The organism is Pantoea sp. XY16 (genome assembly GCF_025153065.1).
Classification (GTDB): domain Bacteria; phylum Pseudomonadota; class Gammaproteobacteria; order Enterobacterales; family Enterobacteriaceae; genus Pantoea; species Pantoea alfalfae.
This window is the reverse complement of sequence record NZ_JANZNP010000005.1, coordinates 18,004-32,307: the sequence shown is the minus strand read 5'-3', so window position 1 is coordinate 32,307 and position 14,304 is coordinate 18,004. Positions and strand designations below refer to the sequence as shown.

At 55.6% G+C, this 14,304-nt stretch carries 11 protein-coding genes; 5 read left to right on the top strand and 6 right to left on the bottom strand.

The genetic code is table 11. The features are described from left to right. Nucleotides 1-115 precede the first annotated feature (115 nt). The gene (fumA, locus tag N1689_RS07945; protein ID WP_222925866.1) at nucleotides 116-1,762 is read left to right on the top strand and encodes a class I fumarate hydratase FumA; all 1,647 of its coding nucleotides are present in this window, start codon (nucleotides 116-118) and stop codon (nucleotides 1,760-1,762) included. A gap of 384 nt (nucleotides 1,763-2,146) precedes the next feature. Here fumA and N1689_RS07940 read toward each other — a convergent pair whose 3' ends face one another. Together N1689_RS07940 and N1689_RS07935 are read right to left on the bottom strand one after the other, a co-directional pair. After that, nucleotides 2,147-2,803: an NAD(P)-binding oxidoreductase gene (locus N1689_RS07940; protein ID WP_222925801.1), complete on the bottom strand. Its 657-nt coding sequence runs from the start codon at nucleotides 2,801-2,803 to the stop codon at nucleotides 2,147-2,149. A gap of 89 nt (nucleotides 2,804-2,892) precedes the next feature. Further along, nucleotides 2,893-3,960 carry an SDR family oxidoreductase gene (locus tag N1689_RS07935; RefSeq protein WP_222925802.1) on the bottom strand — a complete coding sequence of 356 codons (1,068 nt, stop codon included), beginning with the start codon at nucleotides 3,958-3,960 and terminating at the stop codon, nucleotides 2,893-2,895. Nucleotides 3,961-4,060: 100 nt separating this feature from the next. Here N1689_RS07935 and N1689_RS07930 point away from each other — a divergent pair, with 100 nt between their 5' ends. From N1689_RS07930 to N1689_RS07915, 4 genes are all read left to right on the top strand, one after another. After that, on the top strand, nucleotides 4,061-4,963 hold the full coding sequence (locus N1689_RS07930; RefSeq protein WP_260058484.1) for a LysR family transcriptional regulator: 903 nt from the start codon (nucleotides 4,061-4,063) through the stop codon (nucleotides 4,961-4,963). 320 nt (nucleotides 4,964-5,283) lie between these two features. After that, entirely contained in the window at nucleotides 5,284-6,726 is a 1,443-nt protein-coding gene (locus N1689_RS07925; RefSeq protein ID WP_161736163.1) for a sugar porter family MFS transporter, read from the top strand. A 98-nt stretch (nucleotides 6,727-6,824) separates the two neighbouring features. Continuing rightward, the gene (locus tag N1689_RS07920; protein ID WP_305884798.1) at nucleotides 6,825-7,652 is read left to right on the top strand and encodes a TIM barrel protein; all 828 of its coding nucleotides are present in this window, start codon (nucleotides 6,825-6,827) and stop codon (nucleotides 7,650-7,652) included. A 9-nt stretch (nucleotides 7,653-7,661) separates the two neighbouring features. Beyond that, nucleotides 7,662-8,672: a Gfo/Idh/MocA family protein gene (locus N1689_RS07915; protein ID WP_260058483.1), complete on the top strand. Its 1,011-nt coding sequence runs from the start codon at nucleotides 7,662-7,664 to the stop codon at nucleotides 8,670-8,672. A 135-nt stretch (nucleotides 8,673-8,807) separates the two neighbouring features. Here N1689_RS07915 and N1689_RS07910 read toward each other — a convergent pair whose 3' ends face one another. The 4 genes from N1689_RS07910 to malT form a co-directional block, all read right to left on the bottom strand. Then, a complete protein-coding gene (locus N1689_RS07910; RefSeq protein ID WP_260058481.1) occupies nucleotides 8,808-9,281 on the bottom strand; it encodes an OmpA family protein in 474 nt (157 codons plus the stop codon). Nucleotides 9,282-9,283: 2 nt separating this feature from the next. Further along, nucleotides 9,284-10,492, bottom strand: coding sequence for a diguanylate cyclase domain-containing protein (locus tag N1689_RS07905; protein WP_222925806.1), 1,209 nt, complete (start codon nucleotides 10,490-10,492; stop codon nucleotides 9,284-9,286). 1 nt (nucleotide 10,493) lies between these two features. Further along, entirely contained in the window at nucleotides 10,494-11,054 is a 561-nt protein-coding gene (locus N1689_RS07900) for a YfiR family protein (RefSeq protein WP_161736168.1), read from the bottom strand. Between the two features lie 360 nt (nucleotides 11,055-11,414). Beyond that, nucleotides 11,415-14,117: an HTH-type transcriptional regulator MalT gene (malT, locus tag N1689_RS07895; protein ID WP_161736169.1), complete on the bottom strand. Its 2,703-nt coding sequence runs from the start codon at nucleotides 14,115-14,117 to the stop codon at nucleotides 11,415-11,417. Nucleotides 14,118-14,304 lie beyond the last annotated feature (187 nt).

Below are 14,304 nucleotides of genomic sequence, written 5' to 3'. Positions count from 1 at the left end.
CTTCACTTCCCCGCTGCACCCGCAGCGGGGAAGCATAATAAACAATGAATTCGCCTATGATGTTGCGCCCCGCAGCCTGCCCGCGGAGGTTCAGCCGGTCATTAAGTGAGAAAAAATGTCGAACAAACCTTTTGTCTATCAGAACCCTTTTCCGCTGTCCCACGAAGATACTGAATACTACTTGCTGACTCGGGAGCATGTCTCGGTCGCCGAGTTTGAGGGTCAGGAGATCCTTAAAGTCGACCCGCAGGCGCTGACCTTGCTGAGCCAGCAGGCGTTCCACGACGCCTCTTTCATGCTGCGTCCGGCCCACCAGCAGCAGGTGGCTTCTATCCTTAATGACCCGGAAGCCAGCGACAATGACAAATATGTCGCCCTGCAGTTTTTAAGAAACTCTGAAATTGCCGCCAAAGGCGTGCTGCCGACCTGTCAGGATACCGGCACCGCGATCATCATGGGCAAAAAGGGCCAGCGCGTCTGGACCGGCGGTGGCGACGAGGCCGCGCTGTCACAGGGTATCTACAACACCTACATCGAAGATAACCTGCGCTATTCACAGAATGCCGCGCTGGATATGTACAAAGAGGTGAACACCGGCACTAACCTGCCGGCGCAGATCGACCTCTACAGCGTCGATGGCGATGAGTATAAATTCCTCTGTATCGCCAAAGGTGGCGGCTCCGCTAACAAAACCTATCTCTATCAGGAAACCAAAGCGCTGCTGAGCCCCGGCAAGCTGAAAAATTACCTGGTGGATAAGATGCGTACCCTCGGCACCGCAGCCTGCCCGCCTTACCATATTGCGTTTGTTATCGGCGGCACCTCGGCTGAAAGCACCCTGAAAACCGTTAAGCTCGCCTCGACGCACTATTACGACGGCTTACCGACTGAAGGCAACGAGCACGGTCAGGCTTTCCGTGACGTTCAGCTTGAGCAGGAGCTGCTGGAAGCGGCGCAGCAGCTCGGCCTTGGCGCGCAGTTTGGCGGCAAATATTTCGCGCACGACATCCGCGTGGTGCGTCTGCCGCGTCACGGCGCGTCATGCCCGATCGGCATGGGCGTCTCCTGCTCGGCTGACCGTAATATTAAAGCGAAGATTAACCGCGAAGGTATCTGGATTGAAAAGCTGGAAGCCAACCCAGGTCGCCTGATCCCGGAAGCGCTGCGTCAGCAGGGTGAAGGTGAGGTGTTGCAGGTTGATCTTAACCGTCCAATGGAGCAGATTCTGGCGCAGCTTTCTGCGTATCCGGTCTCTACCCGCCTGTCACTGACCGGCACCATTATCGTGGCGCGTGACATTGCTCATGCCAAACTCAAAGAGCGCATCGATAACGGCGAAGGATTACCGCAGTACATAAAGGATCATCCGGTCTATTACGCCGGTCCGGCCAAAACGCCCGAAGGTTATGCGTCTGGTTCACTCGGCCCGACCACCGCAGGCCGCATGGACTCCTACGTCGATCTGCTGCAGGCTCACGGCGGCAGCAAAATCATGCTGGCAAAAGGCAACCGCAGCCAGCAGGTGACGGATGCCTGTCATAAACATGGCGGCTTCTATCTGGGCAGCATCGGTGGCCCGGCCGCGGTGCTGGCGCAGCAGAGCATCAAAAGTCTGGAATGCGTGGAGTATCCGGAGCTGGGAATGGAAGCGATCTGGAAAATCGAGGTGGAGAACTTCCCTGCCTTTATCCTGGTCGATGACAAAGGTAACGACTTCTTCCAGCACATTGAGCGCGCGCACTGCGCGAAATGCGTGAAGTAAAAGCTGCGTCAGATAAGAAAAAAGCCCCGGTCTCGGGGCTTTTTTGTGATGCGGACTGACAGATTTAAGGAGCGGATGGCTGTAAGAGTAAGCATGCGCAGGGAACGGAATCCCGACTCAATATAAATCCAGCAGCAACTTTTTAGCCCGGCGCATAGCGACAATGAAAGCAGCATAAATCTGACAGCAACACCTTAGCTTAACGCGCAGGAAACACGGTCAGAGGAGGAAAGCGTCCCGCGCCAGGACGGCGCGGGCCGAGCGTGCCATGGATGGCGGCTTTTGCGTCTTTCCGATCTGACCGCGTTTCCTGAGCAGCCTCGATCAAAGCGCTAACCCAGCCCTACCTTCCCAGGTAAACTAAAGCGCCGCTATCGGACCCTGTTAACCGCGCTGCAACCGCTGCAACGCCATATCGATCTGCACCTCACCTTTGGTGAGTTCGATAATCTGATACTTAATCGCCGGATTCTCAATCAGACCGACCAGCGTCGCTGCCACATCTTCGCGCGGGATCTCACCATAGGGGATCGCCAGATCTGCATGCACCCGACCCGTACCAGCCTCATCGGTCAGCGTGCCAGGCCGCAGGATCACCCACTCCAGCTTGCTCGCCACCAGTTCCACATCCGCCAGGCGTTTCACCCGCATATAGTTCTCAAATCCCTCAGACGGCGTTTTACCGCGGCCCGCATCCGGAAAAGCGGATACCAGCATAAAGCGTGACACGCCAGCCTGCTCTGCGGCGGCGACCGCCAGCTTCAGCCCTTCACCGTCAATGGCATTGGTCAGCGCGATACCGGCACCGCCCGCACCCGCTGTAAAGACCGCCACGTCGTGACCGGCCATCAACTCTGCCAGCGCCGTCACGCTCAGCTGCTGAATATCGCCCGCGACAGGCTTAGCGCCTGCGGCCTGCAGGGACTCAGCCTGTTCCGGCTTGCGGTGCATTGCCGTGACAGTGTGGCCTTTGTTGCTCAGCTGACGGGTCAGCTTTTGGCCAACCTTACCTGCCGCCCCGATAATGAAACATGTCGCCATAGGATTCACTCCTCCATTCACTGATTAGGTGTCAGAGTATAGCTATCTGCCAGAAACGAAACAGGCGCCTGATGCGGCGCCTGCTGGGTTTATTTCGGGATGACTTTTTCCGCTTTCAGCTTATCAAACAGCTGTGTAAAGGAGTCCAGCGTACTGCGATAGCCGGTAAAGCCCGCTTTGCGGCTCTTACTCATGTCGGTAAAGGCTTCCATCGGACGACCCAGGTCGGCATCGGTATGCCACCACGAGGCCAGCTTAGTCACATCGGCCTCACGCAGCTGATGCTGCTCTGCTATTGCCCGCCATGCGCTCTCAGCTTCCTGCATGCGATCTTCCAGCGGCATCATCTTCGCCGGGTAGTCTGCAGCTTCGATACCGAAATAGTCAGCCAGTTTTGGCCACATCCAGTTCCAGCGGAACACATCGCCATTTACCGCGTTGAAATCCTGATTAGCGGCGTTTGGTGACGTTGCCGCCCAATGCAATTGCTCGGCCAGCAGACCCGCATCGGTCATATCAGCGACACCATTCCACTGCTCTGGCGAACCCGGGAAGATAAACGGCCAGCCCTTCTCTTTGCACAGCGTCGCATAAACCGCCAGCGTCTGTCCCATGTTCATCGCATTGCCTACGGCATAGCCGATGATGGTATGCGGACGGTGCACGCTCCAGCGATAGTCATACTTATCTGCGCCCGCGAACACTTCATCTTCCTGCGCATAATAAAAGTTATCGACCGGCTGACGCCCCTGCTCTTCACGGAACGGCGTAACCGGCACGGCGCCTTTACCGTAGGCTTCAAACGGACCCAGATAGTGCTTCAGTCCGGTCACCAGCGCGACGTGCGAACCTTTGAGGCGTTCACCGAGTGCTTCAATCACATTGCGAACCATGCCGCCGTTGACGCGGATATTCTCTTTCTCATTTTCCTGACGCGCCCAGACGCTGAAAAACAGCGCATCCGGTTTTACCTCTTTCAGTGCTTCACGGACAGCCTCTGCATCGGTCAGATCGGCTGTCAGGCTGGTTGCGCCTTCAGGTACGGCACCACGTCCGCGTGACAGGCCACTGACCTGCCAGCCTTCCTGCTGTAATTTATCTGCCAGTGCGCGACCAATAACGCCGCTGATGCCCACAATTAAAGCGTGCTTTTTCATTTGATTTCTCCTCGTTTTGCGTAATGCTAAGCCTAATAGAGAATTCAGTTCTTATCTCTGGCATTTATTCACAGCATTCTCAACCTGAGTTCACTAATCGATGCACGATCATCGCCTTAAAGATATTCTCCCGTTTGTCGCCAGCGTGGAGTGTGGCAGCTTTACCGCCGCGGCTGAACGTCTGCACGTGACCGGCTCGGCGGTCAGCAAGAGCATCAGCCGACTGGAAGCGCGCTTAGGCTCGCGGCTGCTGGAGCGCACCACGCGTAGCCTGAATCTGACCGACGCGGGCAGCGCCTATTATCAGACCTGTCTGCGGGTGCTGGAGGATCTGGCCGAAGCCGAGGCGGTACTGGCGGCTCAGCGCACCATTCCTTCCGGCCGGCTGCGTCTGGCGGTGCCCACCACCTATGGCCGCCTCAACGTCATGCCGCTGCTGATGCCCTTCTGCCAGCAAAATCCAGAGCTGGCACTGAGCCTGAGTTTGTCCGATCGCTTTGTTGACCTGTTTGAGGAAGGCGTGGATGTGGCGGTGCGGATCGGCGGTGCACCCGACCTTCCCGCGTCGCTGGGCTGGCGTAACATGGGTCGCGAGAAGATGCAGTTCTGTGCCTCTCCCGCTTATCTGGCCCGGGAAGGCCGTCCTGAAAATGAAGCAGCGCTGCTGAACCATCCCGCCATTCTTTATGAGCGTGTGGATGGCACAACCAAACCCTGGCTATTTACCACCGAAGATGGACAGCCCCACTGGCGCGACGTGCCCTACCGGCTGGCGCTGGGCGACGTCGATGCACAGCTTCAGGCAGTCATTGCCGGGCTGGGTGTCGCGCAGATGCCCTCATGGTTGATTCAGCGCGCCGTGGCCGCCAGTGAACTGGAAATTATTATGCCGCAGTTACAGCCCGACGGGCTGACGCTGAGCGTGGTGTGGCCACGCCGCAAACAGTTCCTGCCAAAAGTGGACGCGCTATTATCAGCGCTAAACGCCCTGGCCATTCGCTGACACCGGCCTGTTTTTTTGACTGCGGTTGGGATGTTTCATCCTGACCCTTTTTATTTTCTTTTTGCCGCCGTGCATTCCTGACTGTTCTGCCCCGTCTGAAATACCCCCAATCTGTTATTCCCCCAAATAATCCCTTTAACTTCAAAGGGCTTATTTGGGATTTGATGGAATCCCATCAAAATAAAAAACGCGAAAGGCTTGAGCTCACATAATGAAAACTAAGTTTCAAATATAATTTAACCCGAAATAAAAATATCAGTAGGGTGATGGCTTCTTCATGTTCTGACGTTTTGTCTTTGTTGTTATTGCCAGGAGTATTCATGGAAAAAGAACTTTATATCTCGTCGAACCCGGCCTCCGGTCCAAATAGCGCCACCCGCACCGAGCCTTTTGTGAAGATTATTGCGCTGGTTGCTACCCTGGGTGGATTGCTGTTTGGTTATGACACCGGCGTGGTTTCGGGCGCGTTACTGTTTATGCGCGGCGATTTGCATCTTACCCCGTTTACCACCGGGCTGGTCACCAGCTCCCTGCTGTTTGGTGCCGCCTTCGGCGCGCTGGCAGCCGGTCATCTGGCGGATGGTCTGGGCAGACGCCGCATCATCATTGCGCTGGCGCTGATCTTCGCCTTTGGCGCTGTCGGCTCTGCGCTGGCGCCTGATGTCACCTGGATGATCGCTTCTCGCCTGTTCCTGGGCTTTGCCGTGGGGGGGGCTGCCGCGACCGTGCCGGTCTACATCGCAGAAATCGCCCCCGCCAATAAACGTGGCCAGCTGGTCACCCTGCAGGAACTGATGATCGTCAGCGGTCAGCTGCTGGCGTATATCTCCAACGCCACCTTTAACGATATCTGGGGCGGCGAAAATACCTGGCGCTGGATGCTGGCGCTGTCGATTGTCCCCGCCGCTCTGCTCTGGATCGGCATGATATTTATGCCTGAAACCCCGCGCTGGCACGTAATGAAAGGCCGCAGTCAGGCAGCGCGTGAGGTGCTGGAAAAAACCCGCGCCGCTGAAGATGTGGAGTGGGAACTGGAAGAGATTGAAGAAACCATCGAAGAGAACCGGCAGCGAGGTAAAGGCCGCCTGCGCGATCTCGCGACGCCATGGCTGATGAAAATCTTCCTGCTGGGCGTGGGCATCGCTGCGATTCAGCAGCTGACTGGCGTCAATACCATTATGTATTACGCACCTACTATGCTGACCGCAGCCGGACTCAGCAACGATGCCGCGCTGTTTGCCACCATTGCGAATGGTGTGATTTCGGTAGTGATGACACTGGTGGGTATCTGGTTAATCGGCAAAACGGGACGTCGCCCGCTGGTATTAATCGGTCAGATGGGCTGCACCTGCTGCCTGTTCTTTATCGGGCTGGTCTGCTGGCTGATGCCGGAATACCTCAACGGCACGGTCAACCTGCTGCGGGCTTATCTGGTGCTGGCGGGCATGTTGATGTTTCTCTGCTTCCAGCAGGGCGCATTGTCACCGGTCACCTGGCTGTTGCTGTCGGAAATCTTCCCCGCCCGGATGCGTGGCATCTGTATGGGTGGCGCGGTCTTCTCACTGTGGATCGCCAATTTCGCCATCTCCATGGCCTTCCCGCTGTTATTAGCCGCGTTTGGTCTGGCGGGTGCCTTCTTTATATTCGCCCTGATTGGCATCGGCGGCTCTGTATTTGTTGTGAAGTTTATTCCCGAGACCCGGGGAAGAAGTCTTGAGCAGGTCGAGCACTATTTCTATGCGCTTTATAACGGCAAAAAATAACCTTTGCATGCTCTGTGTTAAATAAATAACGGCCCGTGTCATGAGGCATGACGACCCGACCGCCCTTAGCACCTCACCAATAATTTAAGGAAATCGTTATGAGCCTGAATATTCCCAATGCGCGCTTTTGCGTTAATCGTAAAATAGCGCCCAGCCTGAGTATCCCGCAGTTTTTTAAACTGGTCAGCCAGCTCGGTATTCATAATGTCGAACTGCGCAATGATATGCCCAGCGGACGCGTTACCGACGATCTCAGCGGCGATGAGGTAAAAGCGCTGGCGCATGAGTCAGGCATCCGGATTGTTACCATCAATGCGCTCTACCCGTTCAACCAGCTGAATGAAGAGGTGCTGCAACGCGCCCGCCAGCTGTTAAGCGATGCGCAGGCCGTCGGCGCCGAATCGCTGGTGCTCTGCCCGCTCAACGACGGCACGCCCATCAGCGCTGCCGACACCGTAAGCGCGCTGAAAACCCTGGCCCCGCTGTTCGCTGAGGCAGGCATTCAGGGGCTGGTGGAACCGCTGGGTTTCCCGCAAAGCTCGCTGCGTTCGGCGACTCAGGCGCAGACGCTGATCCGCGAGGCGGCCGTGCCTTTCCGCTTGCTGATCGACACTTTTCATCATCATCTGTTTGAAGAGGCCGAACAGACTTTTGAGCAGGGAATCGACATTCAGCAAATCGGTCTGGTGCACCTCTCCGGTGTCACCGACCCGCGCCCGGTCAGCGAACTCACCGACGAAGAACGCATCATGCTCAGCGCAGATGACAGATTGCGCAGTAAACAGCAGGTCGAACGCCTGGAGAAGATGGGCTACACCGGCCTTTACGCCTTTGAGCCGTTCTCCTCCGTGATGAATAGCTGGCAGGAAGCGGACATCACCCGCGAAATTCGCAACAGCATCCAGCTGTTAAACCACTCAGCGTAAGGAATCATTATGACCATTAATATTGGTGTTATCGGCACCGGCGCAATCGGCCGCGAACATATCCGCCGTTGCAGTACCGTTTTACAGAATGCGCGCGTGGTGGCACTCAACGATATCAACCGTGACAACTGCCAGCAGATTATTGACGAACTGACGCCGGAAGCGCGCATTTATGACAATGCGATTGATCTGATCAACGACCCACAGGTTAACGCGGTGCTGGTTACCTCCTGGGGCCCGACGCATGAAGCCTTTGTGCTGGCCTGTATTGAGGCGGGTAAAGCAGTATTCTGCGAAAAACCGCTGGCGGTCACCGCGCAGGGCTGTATAAACATTGTGGAAGCAGAAATTAAGGCAGGACGTCAGCTGGTGCAGGTCGGGTTTATGCGCCCTTACGACAGCGGCTATCGCGCACTAAAAGCGGTGATCGACAGCGGCGAGATTGGTGAGCCGCTGATGCTGCACTGCGCGCACCGTAATCCGGAAGTGGGCGACAGCTACACCACCGACATGGCGATCACTGACACGCTGATCCACGAACTCGATGTGCTGCGCTGGCTGCTGAATGATGACTATGCCAGCGTGCAGGTGATCTTCCCGCGTAAAACCCGTAAGGCGTCGTCCCACCTGCGTGACCCGCAGATCGTGCTGCTTGAGACCACCAAAGGCGCACGCATTGATGTCGAAATTTTCGTGAACTGTGAATATGGTTACGACATTCAGTGTGAAGTAGTGGGTGAAAGCGGCATTGCCCGCCTGCCGGAGCCGGTCTCTGTGCAGCTACGCAGCGCGGCTAAGCTCTCCACCACCATTCTGACGGACTGGAAAAAGCGCTTTATCGATGCGTATGACGTGGAGTTGCAGGCCTTTATCAACAACGTCATCAGCGGCGAGATGACCGGTCCCTCCGCGTGGGATGGCTATGCCGCTGCCGTCGCCGCCGATGCCTGCGTCGTGGCGCAAACGTCTGGCGGGATCGTGCCGGTAACTATGCCAGCCAGACCAGCCTTTTATCGCTGACAGGCAAAATGCACGGTGGATCCCACCGTGCACGTCCCTATCCCGCCCCCCTTTTCAGCGACGCTTCCCGCTATAGGTAATCAGGCGATCCGCTATGTTTAATGCGGGCCGCAAAATTACGCGGCCGCTGAATAATTACGGCGCGGTGATGACAATAGCCACGCGCCGGTTCTGCGCACGTCCCTGCGCGCTATTGTTGCTGGCAACCGGTGCACTCATGCCCAGGCCACGCGTCATAACATTTTCACGCGGTATCGCCGCGCCTTCCGCCCACTGAGCCGCGACCGCGTTTGCTCTTTTCAACGACAGCTGCTGATTATAATCCGGCTTGCCGTAATTATCGGTATGCCCGTCGATGCGCACATGCTCAATACCGGTCGACGCCAGACTTTTCGCCATTCCCCGAATGGTGAGCTTACTCGAGGGTGTCAGCTCTGATTCATTTACACCAAACAGGATCTTATCAGATAAGCCTAATCCCCAGCCTTCCAGGTTCTGCGTGAATCCGGCGCTTTTCATCGCTGCGATTTGCGCGTCGCTAAAACGCGCTTTCGACTGACAACCGACCAGCGCCAGAGTAACCAATAGCAGGGAAAGGTTTTTCTTCATATTTACGCCCTATTTATTCGCTTGTTTTTGTACATATTCATATCGGCACGTTCGAGGATCGATTCAACCGTATCGCCAGGTCGTGACCAGGCGTAGCCAATAGTCACCGAAGTTGTAACCGGCATGTCATCCGTAATAAGGATGCGTTCCCCAATGGTGTCATTAATGCGCTGCATGAGCTGCTGTAACTGCGCTTCACTCGTCCGGCTGTTGACCAGCATGGCAAATTCATCGCCCCCTAATCGTGCGACTACATCCTGTTCAGTCGCCAGCGATAAAAGACGCGATCCTATCGCTTTTAATACCTCATCCCCGGCGGCATGGCCCCAGTTATCATTGATGCTCTTGAAGCGATCGCCATCCAGAAACAACAGCGCAAAGCGCTCGTGATCGTCTGGCTGGTCAAGGCGCTGTGTCAGGCGAGCAGAGAAGGCGCTGCGGTTGGCAAGACCGGTCAGCGGATCGGACAGGGCTTTAGCTGCCAGCGAGCGATTGTCACGCATCAGCGACGCCTTCAGTGATTGCATTTCCATCAGCAGGGAGTTGAGGTCATCTGAAAAGAGCTGAAATTCTCTGATTGGGCCACCCGGAATACGCAGGGAAAAATCACCCGAATGAATGACATAGTGAATCGAACTGGTAATGGTACGCAGTGTCGCAATCATACCCCGATGCAGAAACTCACTCAGCATCAGCGAGATAATCAGTACGCAGAGCATCCCTATGGAGAGAATCATGAATGAGTATTGAAGGAAACTCACCGCGCCGGTTACGGTCCCTTCCAGCATTAGCGTACCAACAGCCACGTCAGCATGAAGAATCTCGACGTTAAGTGGTTTGTGATAAATCCACTCACGCAGCAACCGCGAAAACCAGCCCGTCTGTTCCCGCTGTGCATTCCACTGGACCAGAACCAGCTGATCCCGTGTAACCAGCTTCGCAGAAGCGTACATGCCTTCATTGCCAAGCCGTTCGATTTTATTACGTGCATCGTAGCTATCGGCAAAAACGGTTGCCGCGGTGAGCGTGGTACTTAGCGTCGAGCCGATTAATTCGAGGTTTCGTTTCTCATAATTTTTAATAAAAAGCAGCGACGTCGATGAGAGCAACAGCCAGCACAACAGTAATATCACCGCCGAATTGATGGTGCTTATTTTGCGCAGTTTATTGCGGATGGATGATTTATCGTGCTTTAGTTTATCGAATTTCATTTCATTCACTTCCCTCGCGGGAGAGCAAAAGCACATCCGGATTCACTCTGACACCGCTTCTGGCAAGTGAATCGAGGTTAACGGAAAAATGCGTATGGTCCGGTTGAAAAATCAGACAAAAAGCGGCGCCCAGCGTGCATTCCGCATTGTTCTCTGCAAGGGTAAGCACCGCTCTTCCCTTCAGCTTCTCAATAATGTCCACCTGCTGCTGCGGTGTCTGATCGCCGAAATAAATGGCATCGCATCGATGCATTGCAGAATCACCTGCACCCGCAAGATAGAGAACGGTGAATGTCGCGGCCGCAGCGGCGCTGTTTTCCGGCAAAGAGAGATGGCGTGCTGAAGTAAAAACACATAATTCAGGCGGCCTGTTTAAATTTTGCCAGTGAGTGAAACTGATGATGCCGCTAACAATACGATTAGCTTTGTCATCTTTTGTCCCGGCCAGCGCAATAGGGGGATGAAGAAACAGCAGAATAAGTAGCGCCAGGGCGAGCTGGCAGATGCGGCGCAGCAGAAGCAGCACATCGACATTATGATGCAGGTGATATTTATGGGTCATACTGCGTTCCGGTAATACTACGCACGGCAGGAGAGCTGAATAAGCGCGCAAATATTAACATAGCGCTGGTTACGCTTGCACACAGAATTTTCTTAGCTATAGATCATTCTGCTTATACTTTCAGACAGGTTCATTCGCGGAATATTCGTTGGTCGTAACAGCTTCGGATAACGAACGCCGACAGAGGATTACCTTACTTCACCGGCTTTTTCTGGTGGGTGATAACGTCTCTCTTTTGGTTAAGCAATTCGCCAGGCTTTTCGTTTCAAGGCGCAGACTGGATAAAGACGCCTGTAATAACGTGATGCTGATAATGCATCGCCAGCGATATTGCGCAATTAACCTGTCCAACCAATACCCTCAAACATACCCCATCATTTTCAGAAGCGACTGCACCTGATTCATCGCTTCGCTGCGATGTGACACGCCCAGTTTCTGATAGAGATTACGGATATGGGTTTTGATCGTGGTAGACGCTACCGCCAGCTCACCGGCAATTTGATCGTTGCTGTAGCCCGAATAGATTAACCCCAGCACCTGCCATTCGCGCTGCGTCAGCGGGCTGGTGCGAATCAGCTCCGGCACGTCAGGATGGTTAAGCAACCGGCTGACAAAGCCTTCATCGAAATGGGCGAACTTGTGACGGTGATATTTGTTGATCTCCAGCAGGATGCGGCGGGCGCGGTGGTTGTCCAGCTCATTCAGGGTATTAAGCTGTATCAGCTGCCGCAGTTGCTGCGCCATCATCTCGCCTTCAATGACAAAATGGCTGATAAAGCCCGTGCTGCGCGCCAGTTTCAGCGCCTCAATCAGCACGCGCTGCGCCTCCGCTTTGCGGTCAGTCTGCCAGTAGATCTGATTGAGCAGCAGCAGATTACGGTTTAAATCGCTCATCAGGCGCAGGGCGCGGGCATTCTCATTCAGCTCCTCCAGCACCACTTCCGCCTGGCTGACATCACCCAGCAGAATCTGCGCGCGGGCGATGTTACGCCACTGTCCCTGCAGAAAATGGTTGTTGGCGAAGGCGGGTTTAGGTGTCTGCCGCATCCAGTCGCGGGCGTTCTGACTGTCGCCCGTCATCTGCCAGTAAATCACCCGGACTTTATCGGCATTGGCGATCCAGTCGCTGTGCCAGTTGCCGTTGTTCAGCAGGTTTTCCAGCCGGTTCAGATAGCTGCGGGCATTATCAATATTGCCGCGCGCCAGCGAGCACTGCACCAGCAATCCCAGACACTGAATCTGCTGCTGCGGCTGGTAACCATTCAGCACCTTGATGCCTTCGCGCGCCGCCTGTTCCGCCTCTTCCAGACGGCCCCAGGCCCACAGCAGCTGAGCGCGAATGCGCAGCAGAAACTCATGCAGCGGGAACTGTGCCAGATGCTGCTCTTCCACCAGCACAAAGGCGCGGCTCTGGATCTCCCAGGCGGCCTGCAAAAAGCCCTGCGCAAACAGGATTTCGCTCTGCTGAATCAGGCTCCAGAGCGCGTAGTGCCATATTTCATCGCGACGCGCCATCTGTTCGGTCTGCCGCATCAGCTTGAGTGAGTCGTCCAGTTCGCCTTTGCAGTGCATCACCTCGCCATGCACCGAAGTTGCCACAATGCGGCTGTAGTGACGGCTGGTGGGCAGAGTATCGAGCGCCACTTTCGCCAGCCGCTCCGCTTCATCGGTATTGCCATCGTTGATCGCCACCTGAGCGCGCAATGCATTAAATTCACCGCGCAGTGCCGCATCTATCTCGCAGTGGCTGGCCTGCTCAAAACGCGCCAGCAGGCTGTCGACTTCTGAAAAGCGATGCTGAGTCTGCATCAGCCACGCCTGCAATAGCACCAGCATCGGGTTGTCGAGCATCATCTCCCACGGCAGCGCTTTTAAAGAGTTCTCCAGCAGCGGCAGCTCGCTCTGATTAAACAGCGTCCAGGCGTGCTTCAGCAGCACGTCCCGCAGCATGGTAGCGTCGCCTGAGGCAAGCGCATGGTGAATCGCCTCGCCCGGAAAGCCCTGCGCCATCCAGCTCTCGGCTGCGGCTCGATGCAGCGCAGGCAGCTCCGCCGCCAGTTCCCACTGACAGCGCTGACGCAGGAAGTTGCCGAACAGCGGATGGTAGCTGAACCAGCAGCCGGAATCGTCCATACGCTGCAGAAACAGTCCCTGTCGCTCAATCTCCTCCAGCCGCATCTGACCGTTCTCTTCACGGGTCACGCAGGCGATCAGTTCATCATTCATTGAGCGCAGCAGCGCGGTTTTCAGTAAAAAATGGCGGGTCGGCAGATCGACGTTATCCAGCACCTCTTCCACCAGATAGTCGGCGAGATGGCTGGCATTAATGCCCGAGAGACGTCGGGCGGAATGCTGAGCCGAACTGGCTCCCTGACGTGCCGACAAGACAATCAGCTGCAGCGCCGTTGCCCAGCCTGCGACATCATCACAGAGGCGACTGCTCTCTTCGCTTTCAAGCGGGGCCGCCAGACGGCAGTCAAAAAACTGGCGCGCTTCCTGATGGGTAAACGCCAGCTGCTGGCTGCCCAGTTCGATCAATTGCTCACGAACCCGCAGGTTCGCGATACCGAGCTGCGGCAGGTTACGTGACATCAGAATCAGGGTCAGATTTTCAGGCTGATGACGCAGGAAAAAGCGCATCGCGTCGTGAATGACCGGGTTGGTGATCAGATGGTAGTCATCAACAATCAGCCAAAGCGGCTGCTGCCACTCCACCAGCTCGATAAAGAGCTGTGAAAACAGCGCATTGAGATTCACATATTGCCGCTTCTGCGCCAGCAGCTCACTGCGGGGACAGCCGCCGTGCGTCGCCTGTTGCAGTGCCGCGATCAGGTAATCGGCGAAGCGTTCCGGCTGATTATCGCCCTCATCCAGAGAAACCCAGCCCAGGTCGCTTTTCCCCGCCGCCCATTGCGATACCAGTGTGGTTTTACCGTAGCCCGCCGGACTGGTCACCAGCACCAGCCGATAGTTACCGGCAGCGGTGAGCTTTTGCAGCAATCTCTCGCGGATTACGGTGCCTTCAAGACGCACCGGGCGACTGAGTTTGGCGGGTATTAACATGGGCGCACGTTTCTCCATTTGTCGAGCGCATCATTATTTTACGCTTCGTAATTATTCCTTACACAGGTTCAGCATTTCGTCAGATGAATGCAAGCAAACCCATTAATTAAACTTTACAAAAGCGTGCGCAATCACACTCCTGCGATGATTTCGGATTAGCCTCATCCTCTCCACCCTCCCTATCCTC

Excerpts from the sequence above, each read along its gene's own strand:
- N1689_RS07920 (WP_305884798.1), top strand. The coding sequence starts at position 6,825 with ATGAGCCTGAATATTCCCAATGCGCGCTTTTGCGTTAATCGTAAAATA.
- N1689_RS07925 (WP_161736163.1), top strand. The coding sequence starts at position 5,284 with ATGGAAAAAGAACTTTATATCTCGTCGAACCCGGCCTCCGGTCCAAAT.
- N1689_RS07940 (WP_222925801.1), bottom strand. The coding sequence starts at position 2,803 with ATGGCGACATGTTTCATTATCGGGGCGGCAGGTAAGGTTGGCCAAAAG.
- fumA (WP_222925866.1), top strand. The coding sequence starts at position 116 with ATGTCGAACAAACCTTTTGTCTATCAGAACCCTTTTCCGCTGTCCCAC.
- N1689_RS07930 (WP_260058484.1), top strand. The coding sequence starts at position 4,061 with ATGCACGATCATCGCCTTAAAGATATTCTCCCGTTTGTCGCCAGCGTG.
- N1689_RS07900 (WP_161736168.1), bottom strand. The coding sequence starts at position 11,054 with ATGACCCATAAATATCACCTGCATCATAATGTCGATGTGCTGCTTCTG.
- N1689_RS07935 (WP_222925802.1), bottom strand. The coding sequence starts at position 3,960 with ATGAAAAAGCACGCTTTAATTGTGGGCATCAGCGGCGTTATTGGTCGC.
- malT (WP_161736169.1), bottom strand. The coding sequence starts at position 14,117 with ATGTTAATACCCGCCAAACTCAGTCGCCCGGTGCGTCTTGAAGGCACC.
- N1689_RS07910 (WP_260058481.1), bottom strand. The coding sequence starts at position 9,281 with ATGAAGAAAAACCTTTCCCTGCTATTGGTTACTCTGGCGCTGGTCGGT.
- N1689_RS07905 (WP_222925806.1), bottom strand. The coding sequence starts at position 10,492 with ATGAAATTCGATAAACTAAAGCACGATAAATCATCCATCCGCAATAAA.
- N1689_RS07915 (WP_260058483.1), top strand. The coding sequence starts at position 7,662 with ATGACCATTAATATTGGTGTTATCGGCACCGGCGCAATCGGCCGCGAA.